Source organism: Streptomyces sp. Root431 (assembly GCF_001426585.1).
In the GTDB taxonomy this organism is placed as follows: domain Bacteria; phylum Actinomycetota; class Actinomycetes; order Streptomycetales; family Streptomycetaceae; genus Streptomyces; species Streptomyces stackebrandtii.
The window spans coordinates 25,276-47,033 of record NZ_LMEI01000002.1 but is presented as its reverse complement, the minus strand read 5'-3'; the positions used below and the strand labels follow the sequence as shown (position 1 = coordinate 47,033).

Here is a 21,758-nt window from a genome sequence, read left to right as displayed (position 1 = left end):
ATGCGCACAGACGGGGTCCCCAAGTGGTATGGGAGACCCCGTCATTGATCCGTCGCGCGCCAGGGCTATGCCCCGCCTTGCCGGGGGTTGTCCGAGTCGGCGAACCGTTCCCGCAGGCAGGAGCCGTCCCCGGCCCGGGCGTTACGCCTCGCCCGCCGACTTTCGGGTGTGCAACTGCCGTGCCACTTCCGCGATCGAGCCCGACAGGGAGGGGTACACGGTGAAAGCATTTGCGATCTGTTCGACGGTCAGATTGTTGTCGACCGCGATCGAGATCGGGTGAATGAGTTCGCTCGCCTTCGGGGCGACGATGCAGCCGCCGACCACGATGCCCGTGCCGGGGCGGCAGAAGATCTTGACGAAGCCGTCCCGGATGCCCTGCATCTTCGCGCGGGGGTTGCGGAGCAGCGGCAGCTTGACGACCTTGGCGTCGATCTTGCCCGCGTCCACGTCGGCCTGCGTGTAGCCGACGGTGGCGATCTCGGGGTCCGTGAAGACGTTGGAGGAGACCGTCTTCAGGTTGAGCGGGGCCACCGCGTCGCCGAGGAAGTGGTACATCGCGATGCGGCCCTGCATGGCGGCGACGGAGGCGAGCGCGAAGACGCCGGTGACGTCGCCGGCCGCGTAGACGCCGGGGGCGCTCGTACGGGAGACCTTGTCGGTCCAGATGTGACCGGAGTCCTTCAGCTTGACGCCGGCCTCCTCCAGTCCCATTCCGGCCGAGTTCGGGATCGCGCCGACGGCCATGAGGCAGTGGGTGCCGGAGATGACGCGGCCGTCCGCGAGGGTGACCTCGACCCGGTCGCCGACCCGCTTGGCGGACTCGGCGCGGGAGCGGGCCATGACGTTCATGCCGCGGCGGCGGAAGACGTCCTCCAGGACGGCGGCGGCGTCCGGGTCCTCGCCCGGCAGCACGCGGTCGCGGGAGGAGACGAGGGTGACGCGGGAGCCGAGCGCCTGGTACGCGCCGGCGAACTCGGCGCCGGTGACGCCGGAACCGACCACGATGAGCTCCTCGGGAAGCTCCTTGAGGTCGTAGACCTGCGTCCAGTTGAGGATGCGCTCGCCGTCCGGCTTGGCGTCCGGGACCTCGCGCGGGTGGCCGCCGGTCGCGATGAGCACGGCGTCCGCGGTGAGCGTCTCCTCCGTGCCGTCGGCGGCGGTGACGATCACCTGGCGGGAACCGTCCATGGACTGCCGGCCGGAGAGCCGGCCGCGGCCGCGCAGCACGCGGGCGCCCGCCCGGGTGACGGAGGCGGTGATGTCGTGCGACTGGGCGAGCGCGAGGCGCTTCACCCGTCGGTTGACCTTGCCGAGGTCGACGCCGACGACGCGGGCGGCCTGCTCCACGTGCGGGGTGTCGTCGGCGACGATGATGCCGAGTTCCTCATAGGAGGAGTCGAAGGTGGTCATCACCTCCGCCGTGGCGATGAGCGTCTTCGAGGGAACACAGTCGGTCAGGACGGACGCGCCGCCGAGGCCGTCGCAGTCGACGACGGTCACCTCCGCGCCGAGTTGGGCGCCCACCAGGGCCGCCTCGTATCCGCCGGGTCCGCCACCGATGATCACGATCCGGGTCACTGGGATCTACGCCTCGCGTCTCGTTCTGCCGGGGAGTCCCCCCGCTGGGGTGCAGTGCGTACGCCATTGTCCCGCACGCTTCAAGTGCGTACCCCATTCTCCCGCACGCCCGGCGCGGCCTCTCGCCGGGGCTCGAATCGCGCCACCCGGGCTCCGGCGGGACGTCCGCACGGCCGCCACCTCGGAGTTCGCCGGACACCCCGCCCGCTCCCGTACTCTCGGTCCCATGTCGCTCTACGCCGCTTTCGCCGGCAACCTCGACGCGCGGCTGATGAGCCGCCGCGCACCGCACTCCCCGCTGCGCGGCACCGGCTGGCTGAACGGCTGGCGGCTGACCTTCGGCGGCGAGCAGATGGGCTGGGAGGGAGCGCTGGCCACCATCGTGGAGGCCCCCCGTTCGCAGGTCTTCGTGGCGCTGTACGACATCGCCCCCATGGACGAGGACTCCATGGACCGGTGGGAGGGCGTCGGCCTCGACATCTACCGGCGGATGCGGGTGCGGGTCGACACGCTCGACGGCGAGGAGCCGGCCTGGGTGTACGTCCTCAACGGCTACGAGGGCGGGCTGCCGTCCGCGCGGTATCTGGGCGAGGTCGCCGACGCGGCCGAGTCGGCGGGCGCGCCGCACGACTACGTGATGGAGTTGCGCAAGCGTCCCTGCTGATCCGCGTGATCCGCGTGATCCGCCGCGGTCTGCCGTGGTTCGCCCTGGCTTGCCGCGGTCTGCCGCGGTCTGCCGTGCACCATCGCGGTCCGTCGAATCCGTCCGGGGCGGGCGACTCCCCCGTTTGTCGGAAACGACAAGACAACGATCGCATGTCCGTCAGCATCGTCATCTACGCGCGTAGGGATTCTCCGGCTACGCTTCTGCGCGTACCAAATCCGTCCGGGGCTCCCCTCGGACCCCCCTCCCCGAGGCGAGAGAGTCAGTGAACGCAACTGCCACCCCGTACGAGGCCGCCGAGGCCGCTGCCGCACGTCTTCGCGAGCTGACCGGCGTCGAGAACCACGACGTCGCCCTGGTCATGGGCTCGGGCTGGGCGCCCGCCGTCGACGCGCTCGGTGCTCCCGAAGCCGAGTTCCCGGTGACCGAGCTCCCCGGCTTCCCGCCGCCGGCCGTCGAGGGCCACGGCGGCACGGTCCGCTCGTACAAGATCGGTGAGAAGCGCGCGCTGGTCTTCCTCGGCCGCACCCACTTCTACGAGGGCCGGGGCGTCGCCTCCGTCGCCCACGGCGTCCGCACCGCCGTCGCCGCCGGCTGCAAGACCGTCGTCCTGACCAACGGCTGCGGCGGCCTCCGCCAGGGCATGCGCCCCGGCCAGCCGGTCCTGATCAGCGACCACATCAACCTGACGGCCGCCTCCCCGATCGTCGGCGCGAACTTCGTGGACCTCACCGACCTGTACTCGCCGCGGCTGCGCGCGCTGTGCAAGGAGGTCGACGAGACCCTGGAGGAGGGCGTCTACGTCCAGTTCCCCGGGCCGCACTACGAGACCCCGGCCGAGATCAACATGGTCCGCGCCATGGGCGGCGACCTCGTCGGCATGTCCACCACCCTCGAGGCGATCGCGGCCCGCGAGGCCGGCGCCGAGGTCCTGGGCATCTCCCTCGTCACGAACCTGGCGGCGGGGCTCTCGGGCGAGCCGCTGAACCACGAGGAAGTGCTCCAGGCCGGGCGCGACTCGGCGGCGCGCATGGGTGAGCTGCTGACGCGGGTCCTCGACCGGATCTGAGCTTTTCCGGCGCTCCTCGCACCGCTCGGCCCCAGGGGGCCGAGCGGGCTTCGGAGCCCTGCGGCGGCCTCCGACCGCCGGGTGTCCCCGCCGCACGCACGCCCAGCGCGGCGCCCGGCGGCCGGTGCCGCTGCGCGGGGCCTCTCCCCCACCCCGCCCCTTCCCGAAACCGGGGCTCCGCCCCGGACCCCGCGCCTCGAACGCCGGCGGGGCTGATGTTCCGCCCGCCGGGCGGAACATCAGCCCGCCCGGCGTTCGAGGGCACGGCCGCAGGCCGTACGGGGGTCTGGGGGCCTGCCCCCAGTTCGGGAAGGGGCGGGGTGGGGAATGGCTCCGCGCAGCGGCTCACGCCCCCGCACCCTCCTCCCGCCCGCCCGCTCCACCCCGAAAGGCACACCGTGACGCAGGACGACCTCCTCGCCAGGGCCCAGGCCTGGCTCGCCGAGGACCCCGACACCGAGACCCGCGAGGAGCTCGCGAAGCTCATCGAGGCGGGTGACACGCGCGAGCTCACCGCCCGCTTCGCCGGCACCCTCCAGTTCGGCACCGCCGGCCTCCGCGGCGAGCTCGGTGCCGGCCCCATGCGGATGAACCGTTCCGTCGTCATCCGCGCCGCCGCGGGCCTCGCCGCGTACCTCAAGGCGAAGGGCCAGGAGGGCGGGCTCGTCGTCATCGGCTACGACGCCCGCTACAAGTCCGCCGACTTCGCCCGCGACACCGCCGCCGTGATGATCGGCGCCGGGCTGCGCGCGGCCGTCCTGCCGCGCCCGCTGCCGACGCCCGTCCTCGCGTTCGCCATAAGGCATCTGGGCGCCGTCGCCGGTGTCGAGGTGACCGCGAGCCACAACCCGCCGCGCGACAACGGCTACAAGGTCTACCTGGGCGACGGCTCGCAGATCGTGCCGCCCGCGGACGCGGAGATCGCCGCCGAGATCGACGCGGTGCGCTCCCTCGCGGACGTGCCCCACCCGGAGGCCGGCTGGGAGACCCTCGGCGACGAGGTCCTGGAGGCCTACCTGGCGCGTACGGACGCCGTCCTGACCCCCGGGTCCCCCCGGACCGCGCGGACCGTCTACACGGCCATGCACGGCGTCGGCAAGGACGTCCTGACGGCGGCCTTCGCCCGGGCCGGCTTCCCGCCGCCCGCGCTCGTCGCCGCGCAGGCCGAGCCCGACCCGGCCTTCCCGACGGTCGCCTTCCCGAACCCGGAGGAGCCGGGTGCCATGGACCTCGCCTTCGAGGCGGCCCGGGCCGTGGACCCCGACCTGATCATCGCCAACGACCCGGACGCCGACCGCTGCGCGGTGGCCGTGCCGGACGCCGCCGTCGAGGGCGGCTGGCGGATGCTCCGCGGCGACGAGGTGGGCGCGCTGCTCGCCGCGCACCTGGTGCACAAGGGCGCGACGGGCGTCTTCGCCGAGTCGATCGTGTCGTCCTCGCTGCTCGGCCGGATCGCCGAGGCGGCCGGGGTCGGGTACGAGGAGACACTGACCGGCTTCAAGTGGATCGCCCGCGTCGAGGGGCTGCGGTACGGCTACGAGGAGGCGCTCGGCTACTGCGTCGACCCCGAGGGCGTCCGCGACAAGGACGGCATCACGGCCGCGCTGCTCGTCGTCGAGCTGGCCTCGGTGCTCAAGGAGCAGGACCGCACGCTCCTCGGCCTGCTGGACGACCTGGCGGTGGCCCACGGGCTGCACGCCACGGACCAGCTGTCGGTGCGGGTCGAGGACCTGGGGATCATCGCGAACGCGATGGCCGCGCTGCGCGAGCGGCCGCCGGTCTCGCTGGCCGGTCTGACGGTCGTCTCCGCGGAGGACCTGACGAAGGGCACGGAGTCGCTGCCGCCGACGGACGGCCTGCGCTACCACCTGGAGGGCGACTACAAGGCCCGGGTGATCGTCCGCCCGAGCGGCACCGAGCCCAAGCTCAAGTGCTACCTGGAGGTCGTCGTCCCGGTCGCCGACGCCCGCGAGCTGGCGCCGGCCCGCGCGAAGGGCGCGGAGCTGCTGGCCGCGATCAAGCGCGACCTGAGCGCGGCCGCGGGGCTCTGACCCCGAGGACGTACGCGAAGGGCCGGTGCGGGAGTGATCCCGTACCGGCCCTTCGGCTGTACCGGGTGCCAATTGCCGGTGGAACGCTTCACCGGACCGTTGCCCCTTGGGCACCGGCCCGGTTCGGCCTGCCGGAACGACCCGTCGGGTCGGGCTTCGGGTCGGCCCGACAGGTCGGCCCGACAGGTCAGCTCGTCGGGTCAGCCCGTCGCGAGGAGGATGACGAGGAGCAGCAGCCCGGCGACCGCGGGGCCGATGATCTCGTACGCCCAGCGCACCTGCGGCTCGCCCTGCGCGCCCGGGTTCCCGGCGTGGAGCTCGGCGAGCTCCCGCAGGTCGGCGACGGTCTGGTCGCTGGGCGCGGTCCGGGAGCTGCTGTCACGCACGTCGGCGGTGACGGAGGTACGGCCGTGGGGGTCGTCCTGCGAGGCACGGGCGGCCTTCCGCGCGGCGCGCTTCCGCTGGCGCAGCGAGACCGGGATGGCCCACAGCTGGTACTTGACGCCCTCCTGCGTGAAGGCCTCGCTGGAGTACCCGGCGCGGATGTCGGCGATCGTCGCCCAGGGCAGCGTGATCGACCGGAACGGGTTGCGGATGCGGAGCCGCCGGTCGTTGGCGTACACGGCGGGCCGGATCGTGAAGGCCACGATCAGCGGGATGACGAGGACGAGCCCCGCGAGCGCGACCCAGGGCGTCCGGCCCTCGCCGCGGATCAGCGCGTCGCCGCCGAACAAGAGCGCGAGGACCACCAGGAACACCCCGCTCGCGATGCCGAGGGGCGAGCGGAACACGCGGTCGGCGTACTCGGGCTCGGCCTCGGCCTCGGGCTTACGGGGGGCCGCCTCGGGGGTCGGCTCGGGGGTCGCCTTGCGGGTCGACTCGGGGGTCGGCTCGGAGCTCGGCGCAGGCGTCGGCTCGGGGGTCGGCTCGGGGGTCGGCTCCGGGGTCGTCATGCCGCCGATTCTGCCTCAGCGGGCCCGTGAGGGCTCAGGCGGCCCGCGTGGCCACGAGATCCGCGTACAGAATGATGTTGTCGGGGCGGTGACCGTCGACGAGCTCGCCGCCGCAGGTGATGAGGCGCAGCTCGGGGCGCGTGGTGTCGCGGTACACCTTGGCCGTCGGGAACGTCTTCTTGTCGACCTGCTCCAGCTCCCGGACGCGGAAGACGGCGACCTTGCCGTCCGCCCTGGTCACGGCGATCTCGTCACCCACCCGGACCCGCGAGACGTCCTTGAGGACGGCCGGGCCGCGGGCGGTGTCGAAGTGGCCGATGAGGACGGCGGGGCCGGTCTCGCCGGGCGTGACGCCCTTGTCGTACCAGCCGATGCGGTCGGCGTCCTCGACCGAGGGCACCTCGACGGTGCCGTCGGCGGCGAGCCCCAGCTCCAGGACGGGACCGGTGTCCACACCTGCGGCGGGCACCCGGACGCGGACGGGCAGCGAGCGGGACAGCGGCCGCGCGGGGACGGCGCTCACGGTGGGCACGGGGGCGGCCGTGGCCTCGGAGACCCGCGCGGGCGGGGTGGTGGGTGGCGTGGTCCCGGCCGAGCAGCCGGTGAGGGCGGCGAGGACGGCCACGAGGAGGAGTGGGGCGGTACGGACGCGGCGAGGGCGGCGGTTCACGGGCGGGCTCCGGGCGGACGGGCAGACGGGCGAGGCCGGACGGCGAAGGGGTCCGGCCGGCCGCCGCGCGGGACGCGGCGACCGGCCGGGGGGTGTGCTCCCGCTCGGGTCAAAGGGCCGGGAACTGGTGGGACGGGGTAACCGGTGGGTCGGGGTAACCGGCGGCACGACGTACCGATGGGACGACGTACCGGTCGGACGAGGCGGAGATCAGGCGCGCGAGGCGGCGTTCCGGCGGCGCAGGACGACGAAGCCGAGACCCGCGGCGGCGAGCGAGGCCGCGCCGGCGCCCGTGGCGAACAGGGCCGTGGAGTCCCCCTCCGTGCCGAGTTCGGCGCCGGCCGCGACACCGCCGCGCGGGACGACGGAGGTCTGACCGCCGGTGTTGACCGTGAGGCCGTTGCTGCCGTTGCTGCCGTTGTGGCCGTTGGTGCCCGTGGTGCCGGTGACGGGGGTGCTGGTGCCCTTGACCGGGTTGAGCGTGCAGCCCTTCTGCATCTTCGGGAAGGCGTGCGTAGCGCCCTTGGCCGTGCCGCCCTCGACCTTGGTGTAGAGGGTGGGCGTGGCGCTGAAGGGGTTGTCGATGCGCGCGATGATGCCGGCGCTCTTCGGCAGCGAGGGGTGGTTGCGGTCGAGCGTCGTGTAGACCTGCTTGTCGCTGCCGATGTCGCGGAGGGTGGCGGTCGGGCCGTTCGGGCTCATGGTGAGCGCGGCCTTGGTGCCCGCGCCGATGCCGACCTCGGTGTAGATGGTGCAGGCGTCGTCACGGGTGTACGGCGTCGGGGCGGACTGCTTGGCGGCGCCGGGGATGTAGGCGGCGAGGCCACCGTCCCGCTCCAGGACGACGAGGCCACCGCCGGTGAAGCCGTAGACCTGGCGGTCCCCCTTCAGGTAGGAGACGCCGGTGCCGACGCCCAGGCGGATCTCCTGGATGCCGTAGCGGCCGTCCCTCTTGACGAGCTCCAGGCGGACGCCGTTGGCCAGCTTGTACTGACCGGGCTTGGCGCCCGGGAGGTAGTTGCCGACCCAGTTGTAGGTGGTGCCGTCGGCGTTGAGGACGAGGAAGGCGCCGTTGTTGTTGGCGGCGACCGACCAGTGGTCGGCGTCGAGCGTGCCGACCCGCTTGCCCTGCTGGAAGAGCTCGGCGCGGTGGTGGCCGTCGGCGACCTTGTAGATCTTGGCGACCGTGCCGTCGACGAGGGTCCGGGTGCGGACGAGGGTGCCCTGCGGGGTCTCGCCCGCGGTCGCCTTCGCGGTCACCTGGCCCTCGGAGGTCAGGGTCACCGCGTATCCGGCGAAGACCTCGGTGTCCTTCCCGCCGTAGCCGGCCCCGGCCTTCAGCTCACCGAGCGTCCGGCCGTCCTTGACGACGGTGGCGGTGTAGTACGGGTGCTGGTCGCCCTTCGCGTACACCTTGGCCGACAGCCCGCCCGCGAGCCGGACGGTGCGGACCGGGGCGGTCGCGGTCCCGGCCTGGGCGGTGGCGCTCTCGGCCGGGGCGGCGGCCGGGGTCCCGGCCTGGGGCTCGGCCGGGGTGGCAGCCTGCTCGGCCGGGGCGCTCGCAGCCGGAACGGAAGGCGCGACGGGCGCGGAAGTCGCGGACGGCGCGGCGGTCGCGGACGACGCGACGGGATTCACGGCGGCCGGACCGTCGGCGGCGAAGGCGGTGCCGGCGGTGAGGGCCGGGGCGATCGCGACACCCGCGACGAGGGCGGTGGCGATGGCGGTGCGAAGGGCGGTGCGCATAACGACTCCTGTGGAAGAGGCAGGTGGTTGGGTGAGTCGCATGCCGCTGTTTCTCGGTCCGACTGTGTCCGGTGAGGTCTGGCTGGCTGCAAGAAAGAATCTAATGATCTTGTATTCAGGAGTCGTCCGCTCCATGTCACGGGCCTGTGACAGGCGTCACCACGCCGCCGGACCCCCTGTGACCTCGGGCTCCGTGAAGGCCCTCCCCTGTACAGGTCGCTACGCGCGTAGATATGCTCGACTGGTGACCATGCCCACCACTGCATCCGCAGCTTCCGCTTTCGCCGACGTGACCGCGTCCGACAGTGCGCTGCGCCGCTTCCTCCACGGGCTGCCCGGCGTCGACGCCGTCGGCCTGGAGGCGCGCGCCGCGTCCCTCGGCACCCGATCGATCAAGACCACGGCCAAGGCCTACGCCATCGACCTGGCCATTTCCATGATCGACCTGACGACGCTCGAAGGCGCGGACACCCCGGGCAAGGTCCGGGCGCTCGCCGCCAAGGCCGTCAACCCCGATCCGACCGACCGCACGACCCCGACGACCGCCGCCGTCTGCGTCTATCCCGACATGGTGGCCACCGCCAAGGCCGCCGTCGCGGGCTCCGGCGTCAAGGTCGCCTCGGTCGCCACCGCCTTCCCGGCCGGGCGCGCCGCGCTCCCCGTGAAGCTCGCCGACACGGCCGACGCCATCGCCGCGGGCGCCGACGAGATCGACATGGTCATCGACCGTGGCGCGTTCCTCTCCGGCCACTACCTGAAGGTCTACGAGCAGATCGCCGCGATCAAGGCGGAGTGCGGCGACCGCGCCCGCCTCAAGGTGATCTTCGAGACCGGCGAGCTGTCCACGTACGACAACATCCGCCGTGCCTCCTGGCTCGGCATGATGGCCGGCGCGGACTTCATCAAGACCTCGACCGGCAAGGTCGCGGTCAACGCCACCCCCGCCAACACCCTGCTCATGCTGGAGGCCGTGCGCGACTTCCGCGCGCAGACCGGCGTGCAGATCGGTGTGAAGCCGGCCGGCGGCATCCGCAACACCAAGGAAGCGATCAAGTTCCTGGTCCTCGTCAACGAGACCGTCGGTGAGGACTGGCTGGATAACCACTGGTTCCGCTTCGGCGCCTCCAGCCTGCTCAACGACCTGCTGATGCAGCGCCAGAAGCTGGCTACCGGCCGCTACTCCGGCCCCGATTACGTGACGGTGGACTGATCAACATGGTCAACATGGCATCTGCATTCGAGTACGCGCCGGCGCCCGAGTCCCGGTCCGTCGTCGACATCGCCCCCTCCTACGGCCTGTTCATCGACGGCGAGTTCGTCGAGGCGGCCGACGGCAAGGTCTTCAAGACCGTCTCCCCCTCCACCGAGGAGGTCCTGTCCGAGGTCGCCCAGGCGGGCGCCGAGGACGTGGACCGCGCGGTGAAGGCGGCGCGGAAGGCCTTCGAGAAGTGGTCCGCGCTGCCCGGCTCCGAGCGCGCCAAGTACCTCTTCCGCATCGCCCGGATCATCCAGGAGCGCAGCCGCGAGCTGGCCGTCCTGGAGACCCTGGACAACGGCAAGCCGATCAAGGAGACGCGCGACGCGGACCTCCCGCTGGTCGCCGCGCACTTCTTCTACTACGCGGGCTGGGCCGACAAGCTCGACCACGCCGGTTACGGCGCGAACCCGCGCCCGCTGGGCGTGGCCGGCCAGGTCATCCCGTGGAACTTCCCGCTGCTCATGCTGGCGTGGAAGATCGCCCCGGCGCTCGCGACGGGCAACACCGTCGTCCTGAAGCCGGCCGAGACGACCCCGCTCTCCGCCCTGTTCTTCGCGGACATCTGCCGCCAGGCGGGGCTGCCGAAGGGCGTCGTCAACATCCTTCCCGGTTACGGGGAGACGGGCGCCGCGCTGGTCGAGCACCCGGACGTCAACAAGGTCGCCTTCACCGGTTCGACCGCCGTCGGCAAGGCCATCGCGCGCTCGATCGCCGGCACCGACAAGAAGGTGACGCTGGAGCTGGGCGGCAAGGGCGCCAACATCGTCTTCGACGACGCCCCGATCGACCAGGCCGTCGAGGGCATCGTCAACGGCATCTTCTTCAACCAGGGCCAGGTCTGCTGCGCGGGCTCGCGCCTCCTCGTCCAGGAGTCGATCCAGGACGAGCTGCTCGACTCGCTCAAGCGCCGCCTGAACACCCTGCGCCTGGGCGACCCGCTCGACAAGAACACCGACATCGGCGCCATCAACTCCTCGGAGCAGCTGGCCCGCATCACCTCGCTGGTGGACCAGGGCGAGGCGGAGGGCGCCGAGCGCTGGACCGCCTCCTGCGAGATCCCGTCGGCCGGCTACTGGTTCGCCCCGACGCTCTTCACGAACGTCACGCAGGCGCACCGGATCGCCCGCGACGAGATCTTCGGCCCGGTCCTGTCGGTGCTGACGTTCCGTACGCCGGACGAGGCCGTGGCGAAGGCGAACAACAGCCAGTACGGCCTGTCCGCCGGCATCTGGACGGAGAAGGGCTCCCGCATCCTGGCGGTCGCGTCCAAGCTCCGCGCGGGTGTCGTCTGGGCCAACACGTTCAACAAGTTCGACCCGACCTCGCCCTTCGGCGGATACAAGGAGTCGGGCTTCGGCCGCGAAGGCGGTCGCCACGGCCTGGAGGCTTACCTCGATGTCTGAGCAGCAGACGCGTCTGAACGTCTTCAAGACCTACAAGCTGTACGTCGGGGGCAAGTTCCCCCGCTCCGAGAGCGGCCGGGTGTACGAGGTGAGCGACTCGAAGGGCAAGTGGCTGGCGAACGCGCCGCTCTCCTCCCGCAAGGACGCCCGTGACGCGGTCGTCGCCGCCCGCAAGGCCTTCGGCGGCTGGGCCGGCGCGACCGCGTACAACCGCGGCCAGATCCTCTACCGCGTCGCCGAGATGCTGGAGGGCCGCCGGGAGCAGTTCGTCCGCGAGGTCGCGGACGCGGAGGGCCTGTCGAAGTCGAAGGCGGCCGCGGTCGTCGACGCGGCCATCGACCGCTGGGTCTGGTACGCGGGCTGGACCGACAAGATCGCCCAGGTCGTGGGCGGTGCGAACCCGGTCGCGGGCCCGTACTTCAACCTCTCCTCCCCCGAGCCGACCGGCGTCGTCACCGTCGTCGCCCCCCAGGACTCGTCGTTCCTGGGCCTGGTCTCGGTGATCGCCCCGGTGATCGCGACGGGCAACACGGCCGTCGTGATCGCGAGCGAGAAGTCGCCGCTCCCCGCCCTCTCCCTGGGCGAGGTCCTGGCCACCTCCGACCTCCCGGGCGGCGTGGTCAACATCCTCTCCGGCAAGGCCTCCGAGATGGGCCCGCACCTCGCGGCCCACCAGGACGTCAACGCGATCGACCTGACGGGCGCGACCGAGGGCGACCTCGCCCGCGACCTGGAGATCGCGGCCGCGGACAACCTGAAGCGCGTCCTGCGCCCCCGTACCGAGGACTTCGCCGAGTCCCCCGGCACGGACCGCATGACCGCCTTCCTGGAGACCAAGACGGTCTGGCACCCGACGGGTTCGCTGGGCGCGAGCGGCTCCTCGTACTAGTCCCCCTCCGCAAGGCCCCCCGGTGTGCGCACCGGGGGGCCTTGCGCATGGCCGTGCGCGACCGCAAGATCCGGTCATGATCAGAGGATTGGCCAAGGGGGACAACGCCTTCGTCCCGACGGCGGCGCTGCGCCTCGCCGTCCGGAACGACGTCGACGTGGCGGTGCTGCTCGTGACGGAGCGGGGCAGGGTCCGGGGAGACGAGGACATCGTCTTCGGGGGCGCTCCCGCGCACCCGTCGGGCGCGGTGCGGCTTTCCGAGGGCGAGGACGGCACGGCGTGGCTGGACGCCGACCTCACGGTCGTGGAGGAGGCCGTCACCCGCGTCCTCGTCGTCGCGTCGACGGAGGACGGCGCCCTGCGGGACGTGCGCGGGCTCTCCGTGGAGGCGTTCGGCCCCGACGGCACGACGGTCACGGGGTACGAGGTGACCGACGCCGGCGGCGAGACGGCGATGGTCCTCGCGGAGCTGTACCGGCGGGCGGGCGGCTGGAAGTTCCGCGCGGTGGGCCAGGGGTACGTCGACGGCCTCGAAGGCCTGGCGGTGGACCACGGGGTGGACGTGGCGGAGGGGGCACCGGAGACGCCGCCTCGGCCCCCGGAAGCGCTGCCCGAGGCCTCGCAGGTCCCGGAAGCGCTGCCCGGGGCCTCGAAGGTCCCGGCGCCCCGGGCCGAGGACCCGACGACGCAGGGCCCCGCCGCCATCGCGGCGACGGCGCCCGTCCCCGCGTTCGTACCGGACTGGACGTTCGGCGCCCTCTTCGAGCCGCGCCTGATCAACGGCACGGGCAACGACGTGCTCGTCGCGGAGGACCTCCCGCCCGGCCCGGTCATCGTCGAGATCGCCGTCGCGACCGACGGGCACACCGCCGTGTGGACCCTCGACCGGAACAACAAGGAGAAGGACCTCCTCGTCAACAGCACGGAACACAACTTCCGCGGCCGCCTGCTCGTCGTCGTCCCCGAGAACGGGCCGCTGCGGCTGAAACTGAAGGCGGACGGGCTCTGGCAGGCGCAGGTCCTGCCACTGGCGGCGGCCCGGCGCCTGACCGAGGACACCCTGGAGTGCTGGGGCCCGGACGTGCTGCTGCACACGGGAGCGGCGGCGGACGTCGCCTTCCACTACCGCGGCGACAGCAACTTCATCGTCGACTCCTACGAACTGGCGGGCCACGACGACCCCACCGCTCTCCCGCGGGCCAGGTACCCGCACATCAACGAGATCGGCAGGCGCCGGGAGGCCCTGCCCGTCCCCGACGGCCCGGTCATCGTCCATCTGGGGCGGGCGGACGGCCCCTGGCGCGCGCGTCTGAAGCAGCCGAGCGCGGCGGTGAGCTGGCTGCGAAGGGCCAGACGCTGAGCCGCCCCGCCTCCTGGGACCGGACAGGTCCTAGCCGGGGAGCAGCGCCTGCGTCAGCGGACCCGCCACCGGCAGATCGGCGACCGCCCCGCCCTTCGTGAGGTGGTCGGTCACCAGGTTGGTGCCGACCGGCTTGAAGTCGGCGACCTGGGTGCCGAGCCCGTTGGCGAGCGGGTCGACGCCGGTGTTGGCCAGCGGGTCGAGCTGGAGCCGGGTCAGCGGGCCCACGCCGTGGGTGACGCCCGACAGCGCGCCCGCCCCGGCCGCGGAGGCGTCGGTGCGGGTCAGCGAGTCGACCGGCAGCGGCACCGGGGCGACCGCCTGCGCCGCAGCGCCCGCGCCGAGCACCGCGGCACCCGCCGCGGTGACGGTGAGCCCGGCCTTGAGCAGGGCGCTGCGGCGGGGGGTCCGGGATTCTGCGTGACGCGCCATGAGGGTCCTTCCAGGGGGTGACAGGGCGGACACCGACAGTAGTTGAGGTGTGATGCTCGATACCAACGGCCTTCCTCGGGGGTCCACCGCACGGGGGAATGGTTCACACTGGTGTCCCGTGAGTTCCCTACCGATTCCGACCCGTGTCGTCCTGCTCGCGGGCCCCTCCGGCTCCGGCAAGTCGTCCCTCGCCGCCGTCACCGGCCTTCCGGTCCTGCGCCTCGACGACTTCTACAAGGAGCACGACGACCCGTCGCTCCCGCTCGTCGACGGCAGCTCGGACATCGACTGGGACTCTCCACTGTCCTGGGACGCGGACGCCGCCGTCGCCGCCATCGTCGAGCTGTGCCGTACGGGACGGACCGACGTCCCCGTGTACGACATCGCCACCAGCTCCCGCGCGGGCCACGAGCGGCTCGACATCGAGCGGACCCCGCTCTTCGTGGCGGAGGGCATCTTCGCGGCCGATATCGTCACCCGCTGCCGTGAGCTGGACGTCCTCGCCGACGCGCTCTGCCTCCGCGGCCGGCCGTCGACGACCTTCCGCCGCAGGCTCGCCCGGGACCTCAAGGAGGGCCGGAAGTCCGTGCCGTTCCTGCTGCGCCGCGGCTGGCGACTGATGCGCTCCGAGCGGGCGATCGTGGCCCGTCAGACGGAGCTGGGCGCCCACCCCTGCGCCAAGGACGAGGCCCTGGGCCGCCTCGCCGCCGCGGCGGCGGGCCGCCACAGGACCCCCGCGTCGAGCTGACGCGCCACCCGGCGCCGGCCCCCGCGCAACACGAAACGGGTCGTGCGAGCCCCCCGGCTCGTACGACCCGCATCGTTATTTCCCCCGTACCCCCGTACGGTTCCCCCGTGCCCCCCCGCAGGCCCCGTTTCCCCCGTGGGCCCCCGTGGGTCTTTCCCCCCGACCTTCAGGCCACCAGCTCGCCGAAGGACTCCTCCTCGTCACGGCCGAAGCTCAGCACCTCGTCCTCGCGCAGTCGCCGCAGCGAGCGCCAGATGCTCGACTTCACCGTGCCGACACTGATGTCCAGGATCTCCGCGATCTCCGGATCGGTCCGGCCCTCGTAGTAGCGCAGCACCAGCATCGTCCGCTGGAGCTCGGGCAGCCGGGCGAGGGCCTGCCACAGCACCGCGCGCAGCTCCGTGCCGCGCATCGCGTCCGTCTCGCCGACCGTCTCCGGCAGCTCCTCGGTCGGGTACTCGTTGAGCTTGCGGCGGCGCCACGCGCTGATGTGCAGATTGGTCATCGTCCGGCGGAGGTATCCGCCGACCGCGGCCTTGTCGCTGATCCGGTCCCAGGCGCGGTACGTGGAGAACAGCGCGCTCTGGAGCAGGTCCTCGGCCTCGAAACGGTCACCGGTCAGGTGGTAGGCGGTGGCGTACAGGGAGGCACGACGCTCCTGGACGTAGGCCGTGAACTCGGCCTCCGAACAGGAACGCTCCCCCGTGACCTCCCCGTACGCCGCTCCCCCGTCAGCAATGGCCACCATGTACGGCGCCTTGCGCTGACGCCCGACGCTGCGAACGCACCCCCGCCCGTTCACCGCGCCGGACTTCTCGGTGCTCCGTACGACGTCGTGGAGACGCGTGACAACTGCGCTTGAGGTGGTGCTGTGCAGTGCGTTCATCTCGCGCCCCCCGTCGGTTGGAGTGTGTTTCGGTCCGTGTGCCAAGAAGCTTGCCCATCGGACTTCATGGCGGTGTCCGCCGACTGTCACAGCCGTGTCACAGGAGCCGGGACGGAAGCGAGTCCGCGAGCGGTCGTCCTCGGACGGCCGCATGCGACAGAATGACGGCGTGCCTTTTCTGCTGCTGATCGAGGACGACGACGCCATCCGCACGGCCCTCGAACTCTCCCTGTCCCGGCAGGGCCACCGGGTGGCCACCGCCGCGACGGGTGAGGACGGCCTCCAGCTGCTGCGTGAGCAGCGGCCGGACCTGGTCGTGCTCGACGTCATGCTGCCCGGCATCGACGGCTTCGAGGTCTGCCGGCGCATCCGCCGCACCGACCAGTTGCCGATCATCCTGCTGACCGCGCGCAGCGACGACATCGACGTGGTCGTGGGCCTGGAGTCCGGCGCCGACGACTACGTCGTGAAGCCGGTCCAGGGCCGTGTCCTCGACGCCCGCATCCGGGCCGTACTGCGGCGCGGAGAGCGGGAGTCGACGGATTCCGCGACCTACGGCTCGCTCGTGATCGACCGGTCCGCGATGACGGTCACCAAGAACGGCGAGGACCTCCAACTCACCCCGACCGAGCTGCGGCTGCTCCTGGAGCTGAGCCGGCGGCCCGGCCAGGCGCTGTCGCGCCAGCAGTTGCTGCGGCTCGTGTGGGAGCACGACTACCTGGGCGACTCGCGGCTCGTCGACGCCTGTGTGCAGCGGCTCCGCGCCAAGGTGGAGGACGTGCCGTCCTCGCCGACCCTGATCCGTACCGTGCGCGGCGTCGGCTACCGGCTGGACGTTCCTGCGTGAGCAAGGGGATCCTCGCGCGGCTGCGGCTCTCCAGCCTGCGGCTGCGGCTCGTCGTCGTCTTCGCCCTGGTCGCGCTCACCGCGGCCGTCGCCGCCTCCGGCATCGCGTACTGGCTCAACCGCGAGGCCGTGCTCACCCGTACCCAGGACGGGGCGCTCAACGACTTCCGGCAGGAGATGCAGAACCGGGCGGCGACGCTGCCGTTGCGGCCCACCGAGGACGATCTGCGGCGGACCGCCGAGCAGATGGCGAGCGGCAGCGCCGGCTACCAGGTGCTGCTGCTCGGCGAACGGGCCGCGGGCAAGCCGATCGTCGGCGCCTCGGACCCGGACGACTTCACGCTCGCCGACGTGCCGCGCTCGCTGCGGGACGCCGTGGACACCGAGCGGCCGGTGACGGAGGCCAACCCGTATCCGTACCACTTGTTCTGGCAGCGTACGGAGCGGGGCGGGACGCCGTACCTGGTCGGCGGGACGCGGATCGACGGCGGCGGGCCCGCCGGGTACATGTTCAAGTCGCTGGCCGCCGAGCGGGCCGATCTGAACTCGCTCGCCTGGTCGTTGGGGATCGCGACCGCACTCGCCGTGGCCGGCTCCGTGCTGCTCGCGCAGGTCGCGGCGACGACCGTGCTGCGCCCGGTGCACCGGCTCGGCGAGGCGGCCCGGCAGCTCGGCGAGGGGAAGCTCGACACCCGGCTGCGGGTCACCGGCGCGGACGAACTGGCCGATCTGACCCGCACGTTCAACGGGGCGGCCGAGTCGCTCCAGAAGAAGGTCGCGGACATGAGCGCGCGGGAGGAGTCCAGCCGCCGCTTCGTGGCCGACATGTCGCACGAGCTGCGGACCCCGCTGACCGCGCTGACCGCCGTCACCGAGGTCCTGGAGGACGAGCAGGACTCGCTCGACCCGATGATCGCCCCCGCGGTGGCCCTGGTGGTGAGCGAGACCCATCGCCTCAACACCCTGGTGGAGAACCTGATGGAGGTGACCCGCTTCGACGCGGGCACCGCCCGGCTCGTCCTCGACGAGGTGGACATCGCCGACCAGATCACCGCGTGCATCGACGCGCGGGCCTGGCTCGACGCGGTCGACCTCGACGCCGAGCGCGGGATCGTGGCGCCGCTCGACCCGCGCCGCCTCGACGTGATCCTGGCGAACCTCATCGGGAACGCGCTGAAGCACGGCGGTTCGCCGGTGCGGGTCTCGGTCCGCACGGAGGAGGACGAGCTGGTCATCGCGGTGCGCGACCACGGCCCCGGCATCCCCGAGGAAGTGCTGCCGCACGTCTTCGACCGCTTCTACAAGGCGAGCGCCTCCCGGCCGCGGTCGGACGGCAGCGGGCTCGGGCTGTCGATCGCCATGGAGAACGCGCTGATCCACGGCGGTTCGATCACGGCGGCGAACTCGGTCGGCGAGGACGGGACGGTGGACGGCGCGGTGTTCGTGCTGCGGCTGCCCCTGGACGCCTCGGGGATCACCCGCGAGGTGCAGACCCGCAGCAGCCAGGGTGAGGTGGAGGAAGCGTGAGACGCCGCACCTTCGGGCGTACGGCCGGCGGCTCGGTCGGCGGCCGGTCGGTTCTTGGCGGTACGGCCGGTGGCCGGTCGGTCGGTGGCCGGTCGGTTCTCGGGCGTACGGCCGGTGGCCGGTCGGCCGGTACGGGCGTCCTGGTGGCCGCCGCGCTCACCGCGCTCGTCACGGGCTGCGGCATCAGGACGACGTCCGTCCCGGTGGACGCGGGCGCGGCTCCGTCCCGGGTGCCGTGCAGCGTGGCCGGGCAGAGCCCGTCGGCGACGGCCGCGCAGGGCGTGCCCGTCCGGGTGTTCCTGGTGTGCGGCTCGCAGCTGGAGGCCGTGGACCGCAGGACGCCGCTGCCGGAGGAGAAGGCGGGCGGCAATCCGGTGGCGACGGCCACGGGGCTGCTCGCGCAGCTCCTCGCCGAGCCTTCGGACGACGAGCGGCAGGCCGGGTTCACGACCGCGGTGCGCGGTCCGCTCGTGGTCGGCGGCGCGCACAAGGGCGACCCGGCGGGCACGCTGCGGCTGAGCCGGCAGCCGGAGGACCTGACACCGATAGCGCTCTCGCAGATCGTCTGCACCTTCTCGGCGAGCTCGGCCGGCGCGGGCGAGCAATCGGTCCTGCTCGGCGGCCCCGGCCCGTACGCGCCGAAGCGCTACCAGTGCACGACGGAGCTGAAGGAGCGCCCGGAGTCCACCCCGCCGACGACCGCGCCCCCGGCGACGGCCGGTACGACGGTCGTCCCGGAGGCCCCGGGGACGGCGCCCGCGGGCTGAGCCCACCGGGTGACTCCGCGGGCCGTTCCCCAGCGGCGGAACCGATTCCGCCGTGGTGAGCGTCTTGGGGGGCGTGCAGCGTCAAGGTTCGGGCGGCAATGCCGCCATGGTCGTCCGCGTGGTGGGGTTCGCTCTCCTCCTCGCGCATCTGCTGCTCGTCGCCTGGGTCAGCCTGCGGCCACGGGACGTCGCCTGGGTGACCGCGCCGAACACGATCCCGCTGGCCGGGCTGCGGGCCGATCTGGCCCTCGGCGGCGCCGAGGCGGCCCGGCTGATCGCCGAGGGACTGCTGCTCCTGGCCCCGCTCGGGGTGCTGCTCCCGATGGCCGACGGACGGCTCGACGTCTCCCGCTGGGCCTCGCTGACCCGGACGACCGCCGCCGGTGCGCTGGTGTCCCTTGCCGTGGAGCTGCTGCAGACCGCCGTGCCGGGCCAGGTCGTGGACGTGGACTCCGTACTCCTGAACACGGCCGGGGTGGCGCTCGCCCACGTCCTCTTCGTGCCCTTCGGCCGGGCGCGGCTGCGCCGCAGGTCGGAGGCGGTCCGGGCGGAGTCCTCCGCCGGGACGGGGTCCACTGAGGGTTCCCCCCTCCTGCGGGACGAGACGCCTCAGGGTCGGACCCCGACGATTCCCAGGGTCCCGATCGCCCGGTAGACCGACGCTTCGTGCCCCCTCCCGGCGGCAGTATGGAGTCATCGGGAGCCCGACGGAGCGGCTCCCGGAAACGACTCCGAAGGAGCCCACCATGGCCGCTCTCGCCCGCCCCCAGAACGGACGGATGATCGGTGGAGTGTGCGCGGCGCTGGCCCGGCGCTTCGGCACCTCCGCGACGACGATGCGCCTGATCTTCCTGGCCTCGTGTCTGCTGCCCGGCCCGCAGTTCCTGCTCTACCTGGCGCTGTGGGTGTTCCTGCCGGCGGAGAAGAGCGCGACCACGGCCTGGTAGTGACGGGCCGCCTGCACGCCGAAGGGGCGCGTGCCCGGGAGACCGGGTGCGCGCCCCTTCGGCGTGTGCGGCCGGGATCAGCCGAGGGCGCCGCCGACCGGCAGGCCGCCGAGCAGGCCGACGACCGGGCCGAGCGGGGTGGCGCCGAGGCCGCCGGCCGCCGCGTCGAGCGGAAGGTTCTGGGTGGCCTGGCCGGCGGCGGCCGGGAGGGTCTTCACGCCCTGGTCGACACCCTGGCCGAGGGCGCCCTGGCCGGCGGCGAGGGACTCGCCGGCGCCGTCAGGGAGCGTGGTGAGGCCGTCCCCCAGCGGGACGGCCTGGGTCACCGTGCCCAGCGCGTCGGCGCCGACGGGCAGGGACGGCGCTGCGGAGGCCGTGCCCGCGGCGGCGGCGGCGAAAGCGGCACCGAGAGCGGCGACACCGAGCTTCTTGGCGGCAGACTGCTTCATCTTGAGAATCTTCCTTGGGGAATCCGGGGGCTTCGGGGAAAGCCGGGAGGGGAAATCCTGGGAATGCAGAGCGGCTCTGCAACCTAACCAGTGGAAGACTCCTCCGCAAACACCGGAAAGCGACCGGGTGTCGTGCCGACCCGGTCGCTCCGAACCCCTTCACGGGTGCGCCTCTCAGCTCTCCGAACGGGAAGCTTCGCTGGTCGCAGCGGTCTGCTGGAACAGCCATTCGGACTTGAGCTCGGCGTATCCGGGCTTGATCACTTCGTTGATCATGGCCAGCCGTTCATCGAAAGGAATGAACGCTGATTTCATCGCATTGACGGTGAACCACTGCATGTCGTCGAGCGTGTATCCGAATGCCTCGGTCAGCAGCTCGAATTCCCGGCTCATGCTCGTACCACTCATCAACCTGTTGTCGGTGTTGACCGTGGCGCGGAAGTGCAGCTTGCGGAGCAGGCCGATCGGGTGCGCGGCGTACGAGTCGGCGGCGCCGGTCTGCAGGTTGGAGGTGGGGCACATCTCCAGGGGGATCCGCTTGTCGCGGACGTAGGCGGCGAGCCGGCCGAGACGGACCGAGCCGTCCTCGGCGACCTCGATGTCGTCGATGATCCGCACGCCGTGCCCGAGCCGGTCGGCGCCGCACCACTGGAGCGCCTGCCAGATGGAGGGCAGCCCGAAGGCCTCGCCCGCGTGGATCGTGAAGTGGTTGTTCTCCCGCTTGAGGTACTCGAAGGCGTCGAGGTGGCGGGTGGGCGGGTAGCCGGCCTCGGCGCCCGCGATGTCGAAGCCGACGACGCCGGAGTCGCGGTACCGGTTGGCGAGTTCGGCGATCTCCAGGGCGCGGGCCGCGTGCCGCATGGCGGTGAGCAGGGCGCCGACCCGGATGCGGTGGCCGTTGGCCCTGGCCTGCTGCTCGCCCTGGCGGAAGCCCTCGTTGACGGCCTCCACGACCTCTTCGAGGGTGAGACCCTTCTCCAGGTGCTGCTCGGGGGCGTAGCGCACCTCCGCGTACACGACCCCGTCCTCGGCGAGGTCGACCGCGCACTCGGCGGCGACGCGGACCAGGGCGTCACGGGTCTGCATGACGGCGCAGGTGTGCGCGAAGGTCTCCAGGTACCGCTCCAGGGAGCCGGAGTCGGCGGCCTCGCGGAACCAGATGCCGAGCTTGTCGGGCTCGGTCTCGGGGAGCTGTTCGTAGCCCTGCTCGCGGGCGAGTTCGACGACCGTGCCGGGGCGCAGGCCGCCGTCGAGGTGGTCGTGGAGCAGCACCTTCGGGGCACGGCGGATCTGGTCCGCGGTGGGGACGTTGGGGGTCTGGCTCGTCATTGCCGCACTCTAGCCCCTACGCGCGTAGAGCGCGCCTCGATCGCGGCGATGCGCCGCGCGGTTCGCCCCGTACCGCCGCGTCGACAGCGCAGGGAGGAGAGGATCCGCGTTCAGACCTCCGCGCATACGACTTATTGGGCTGTTGAGACGACTCCGCCTTCTCGGGATGCATCCGGTCCCACC

The 21,758-nt window shown here is 72.5% G+C and carries 21 protein-coding genes; 13 read left to right on the top strand and 8 right to left on the bottom strand.

The annotated features are described in order from the left end of the window. Window positions 1-141: 141 nt before the first annotated feature. Window positions 142-1,581: an NAD(P)H-quinone dehydrogenase gene (locus ASC82_RS04050; protein ID WP_056641660.1), complete on the bottom strand. Its 1,440-nt coding sequence runs from the start codon at window positions 1,579-1,581 to the stop codon at window positions 142-144. A 226-nt stretch (window positions 1,582-1,807) separates the two neighbouring features. On the opposite strand from ASC82_RS04050, the gene ASC82_RS04045 reads away from it, so the two are divergent. From ASC82_RS04045 to ASC82_RS04035, 3 genes are all read left to right on the top strand, one after another. Next, window positions 1,808-2,245, top strand: coding sequence for a gamma-glutamylcyclotransferase (locus ASC82_RS04045; protein ID WP_056641657.1), 438 nt, complete (start codon window positions 1,808-1,810; stop codon window positions 2,243-2,245). 265 nt (window positions 2,246-2,510) lie between these two features. Next, window positions 2,511-3,314, top strand: a complete 804-nt coding sequence (locus ASC82_RS04040; RefSeq protein WP_024758983.1) for a purine-nucleoside phosphorylase — start codon at window positions 2,511-2,513, stop codon at window positions 3,312-3,314. 398 nt (window positions 3,315-3,712) lie between these two features. Then, on the top strand, window positions 3,713-5,365 hold the full coding sequence (locus ASC82_RS04035; protein WP_056641655.1) for a phospho-sugar mutase: 1,653 nt from the start codon (window positions 3,713-3,715) through the stop codon (window positions 5,363-5,365). A 200-nt stretch (window positions 5,366-5,565) separates the two neighbouring features. On the opposite strand, the gene ASC82_RS04030 is transcribed toward ASC82_RS04035, so the two are convergent. The 3 genes from ASC82_RS04030 to ASC82_RS30320 all read right to left on the bottom strand — a co-directional run bounded on the left by ASC82_RS04030 (window position 5,566) and on the right by ASC82_RS30320 (window position 8,734). Continuing rightward, entirely contained in the window at window positions 5,566-6,318 is a 753-nt protein-coding gene (locus ASC82_RS04030) for a PH domain-containing protein (RefSeq protein ID WP_079039028.1), read from the bottom strand. A gap of 34 nt (window positions 6,319-6,352) precedes the next feature. After that, on the bottom strand, window positions 6,353-6,988 hold the full coding sequence (locus ASC82_RS04025) for a class F sortase (RefSeq protein WP_056641652.1): 636 nt from the start codon (window positions 6,986-6,988) through the stop codon (window positions 6,353-6,355). A gap of 210 nt (window positions 6,989-7,198) precedes the next feature. After that, window positions 7,199-8,734 carry a hypothetical protein gene (locus ASC82_RS30320; protein ID WP_056641649.1) on the bottom strand — a complete coding sequence of 512 codons (1,536 nt, stop codon included), beginning with the start codon at window positions 8,732-8,734 and terminating at the stop codon, window positions 7,199-7,201. Between the two features lie 250 nt (window positions 8,735-8,984). Between ASC82_RS30320 and deoC the strand changes: the two genes are divergently transcribed. The 4 genes from deoC (at window position 8,985) to ASC82_RS04000 (ending at window position 13,644) form a co-directional block, all read left to right on the top strand. Then, a complete protein-coding gene (deoC, locus tag ASC82_RS04015) occupies window positions 8,985-9,944 on the top strand; it encodes a deoxyribose-phosphate aldolase (RefSeq protein WP_056641646.1) in 960 nt (319 codons plus the stop codon). 14 nt (window positions 9,945-9,958) lie between these two features. Then, window positions 9,959-11,395 carry an aldehyde dehydrogenase family protein gene (locus tag ASC82_RS04010; RefSeq protein WP_056641732.1) on the top strand — a complete coding sequence of 479 codons (1,437 nt, stop codon included), beginning with the start codon at window positions 9,959-9,961 and terminating at the stop codon, window positions 11,393-11,395. Continuing rightward, window positions 11,388-12,284, top strand: coding sequence for an aldehyde dehydrogenase family protein (locus tag ASC82_RS04005; RefSeq protein WP_024755351.1), 897 nt, complete (start codon window positions 11,388-11,390; stop codon window positions 12,282-12,284). Before ASC82_RS04010 ends, ASC82_RS04005 begins: the two co-directional genes overlap by 8 nt. Before the next feature lie 76 nt (window positions 12,285-12,360). Beyond that, window positions 12,361-13,644 (top strand): TerD family protein, encoded by a 1,284-nt coding sequence (locus ASC82_RS04000; protein ID WP_079039026.1) that lies wholly within the window; start codon window positions 12,361-12,363, stop codon window positions 13,642-13,644. Between the two features lie 30 nt (window positions 13,645-13,674). Here ASC82_RS04000 and ASC82_RS03995 read toward each other — a convergent pair whose 3' ends face one another. After that, window positions 13,675-14,076, bottom strand: a complete 402-nt coding sequence (locus tag ASC82_RS03995) for a hypothetical protein (RefSeq protein ID WP_056641638.1) — start codon at window positions 14,074-14,076, stop codon at window positions 13,675-13,677. A gap of 52 nt (window positions 14,077-14,128) precedes the next feature. On the opposite strand from ASC82_RS03995, the gene ASC82_RS03990 reads away from it, so the two are divergent. Next, window positions 14,129-14,824, top strand: a complete 696-nt coding sequence (locus ASC82_RS03990) for an ATP-binding protein (RefSeq protein ID WP_079039025.1) — start codon at window positions 14,129-14,131, stop codon at window positions 14,822-14,824. Between the two features lie 166 nt (window positions 14,825-14,990). On the opposite strand, the gene ASC82_RS03985 is transcribed toward ASC82_RS03990, so the two are convergent. Then, on the bottom strand, window positions 14,991-15,710 hold the full coding sequence (locus tag ASC82_RS03985; protein ID WP_024755347.1) for a SigE family RNA polymerase sigma factor: 720 nt from the start codon (window positions 15,708-15,710) through the stop codon (window positions 14,991-14,993). A 169-nt stretch (window positions 15,711-15,879) separates the two neighbouring features. Between ASC82_RS03985 and afsQ1 the strand changes: the two genes are divergently transcribed. From afsQ1 to ASC82_RS03960, 5 genes are all read left to right on the top strand, one after another. Continuing rightward, window positions 15,880-16,557: a two-component system response regulator AfsQ1 gene (afsQ1, locus tag ASC82_RS03980; RefSeq protein ID WP_017239746.1), complete on the top strand. Its 678-nt coding sequence runs from the start codon at window positions 15,880-15,882 to the stop codon at window positions 16,555-16,557. Beyond that, window positions 16,554-18,083, top strand: coding sequence for a HAMP domain-containing sensor histidine kinase (locus ASC82_RS03975; RefSeq protein WP_056641629.1), 1,530 nt, complete (start codon window positions 16,554-16,556; stop codon window positions 18,081-18,083). Before afsQ1 ends, ASC82_RS03975 begins: the two co-directional genes overlap by 4 nt. Further along, entirely contained in the window at window positions 18,080-18,850 is a 771-nt protein-coding gene (locus tag ASC82_RS03970) for a hypothetical protein (protein WP_242427543.1), read from the top strand. Before ASC82_RS03975 ends, ASC82_RS03970 begins: the two co-directional genes overlap by 4 nt. A 73-nt stretch (window positions 18,851-18,923) precedes the next feature. Continuing rightward, window positions 18,924-19,505 (top strand): VanZ family protein, encoded by a 582-nt coding sequence (locus ASC82_RS03965; RefSeq protein WP_079039024.1) that lies wholly within the window; start codon window positions 18,924-18,926, stop codon window positions 19,503-19,505. Window positions 19,506-19,596: 91 nt separating this feature from the next. Continuing rightward, window positions 19,597-19,797 (top strand): PspC domain-containing protein, encoded by a 201-nt coding sequence (locus tag ASC82_RS03960; RefSeq protein ID WP_056641622.1) that lies wholly within the window; start codon window positions 19,597-19,599, stop codon window positions 19,795-19,797. A gap of 77 nt (window positions 19,798-19,874) precedes the next feature. Here the strand turns inward: ASC82_RS03960 and ASC82_RS03955 are convergent, their stop codons facing one another. Beyond that, window positions 19,875-20,246: a hypothetical protein gene (locus ASC82_RS03955; RefSeq protein WP_056641619.1), complete on the bottom strand. Its 372-nt coding sequence runs from the start codon at window positions 20,244-20,246 to the stop codon at window positions 19,875-19,877. 174 nt (window positions 20,247-20,420) lie between these two features. Further along, entirely contained in the window at window positions 20,421-21,575 is a 1,155-nt protein-coding gene (locus ASC82_RS03950; RefSeq protein ID WP_056641616.1) for an adenosine deaminase, read from the bottom strand. Between the last annotated feature and the right edge of the window lie 183 nt (window positions 21,576-21,758).

Bases quoted from the DNA above. Each gene is read 5' to 3' on its own strand.
- ASC82_RS04005 (WP_024755351.1), top strand. From the start codon at position 11,388: ATGTCTGAGCAGCAGACGCGTCTGAACGTCTTCAAGACCTACAAGCTG.
- ASC82_RS03950 (WP_056641616.1), bottom strand. From the start codon at position 21,575: ATGACGAGCCAGACCCCCAACGTCCCCACCGCGGACCAGATCCGCCGT.
- ASC82_RS04010 (WP_056641732.1), top strand. From the start codon at position 9,959: ATGGCATCTGCATTCGAGTACGCGCCGGCGCCCGAGTCCCGGTCCGTC.
- ASC82_RS03985 (WP_024755347.1), bottom strand. From the start codon at position 15,710: ATGAACGCACTGCACAGCACCACCTCAAGCGCAGTTGTCACGCGTCTC.
- ASC82_RS04000 (WP_079039026.1), top strand. From the start codon at position 12,361: ATGATCAGAGGATTGGCCAAGGGGGACAACGCCTTCGTCCCGACGGCG.
- ASC82_RS03960 (WP_056641622.1), top strand. From the start codon at position 19,597: ATGGCCGCTCTCGCCCGCCCCCAGAACGGACGGATGATCGGTGGAGTG.
- ASC82_RS03995 (WP_056641638.1), bottom strand. From the start codon at position 14,076: ATGGCGCGTCACGCAGAATCCCGGACCCCCCGCCGCAGCGCCCTGCTC.
- ASC82_RS03990 (WP_079039025.1), top strand. From the start codon at position 14,129: ATGCTCGATACCAACGGCCTTCCTCGGGGGTCCACCGCACGGGGGAAT.
- ASC82_RS03955 (WP_056641619.1), bottom strand. From the start codon at position 20,246: ATGAAGCAGTCTGCCGCCAAGAAGCTCGGTGTCGCCGCTCTCGGTGCC.
- deoC (WP_056641646.1), top strand. From the start codon at position 8,985: ATGCCCACCACTGCATCCGCAGCTTCCGCTTTCGCCGACGTGACCGCG.
- ASC82_RS04045 (WP_056641657.1), top strand. From the start codon at position 1,808: ATGTCGCTCTACGCCGCTTTCGCCGGCAACCTCGACGCGCGGCTGATG.
- ASC82_RS30320 (WP_056641649.1), bottom strand. From the start codon at position 8,734: ATGCGCACCGCCCTTCGCACCGCCATCGCCACCGCCCTCGTCGCGGGT.
- ASC82_RS04030 (WP_079039028.1), bottom strand. From the start codon at position 6,318: ATGACGACCCCGGAGCCGACCCCCGAGCCGACCCCCGAGCCGACGCCT.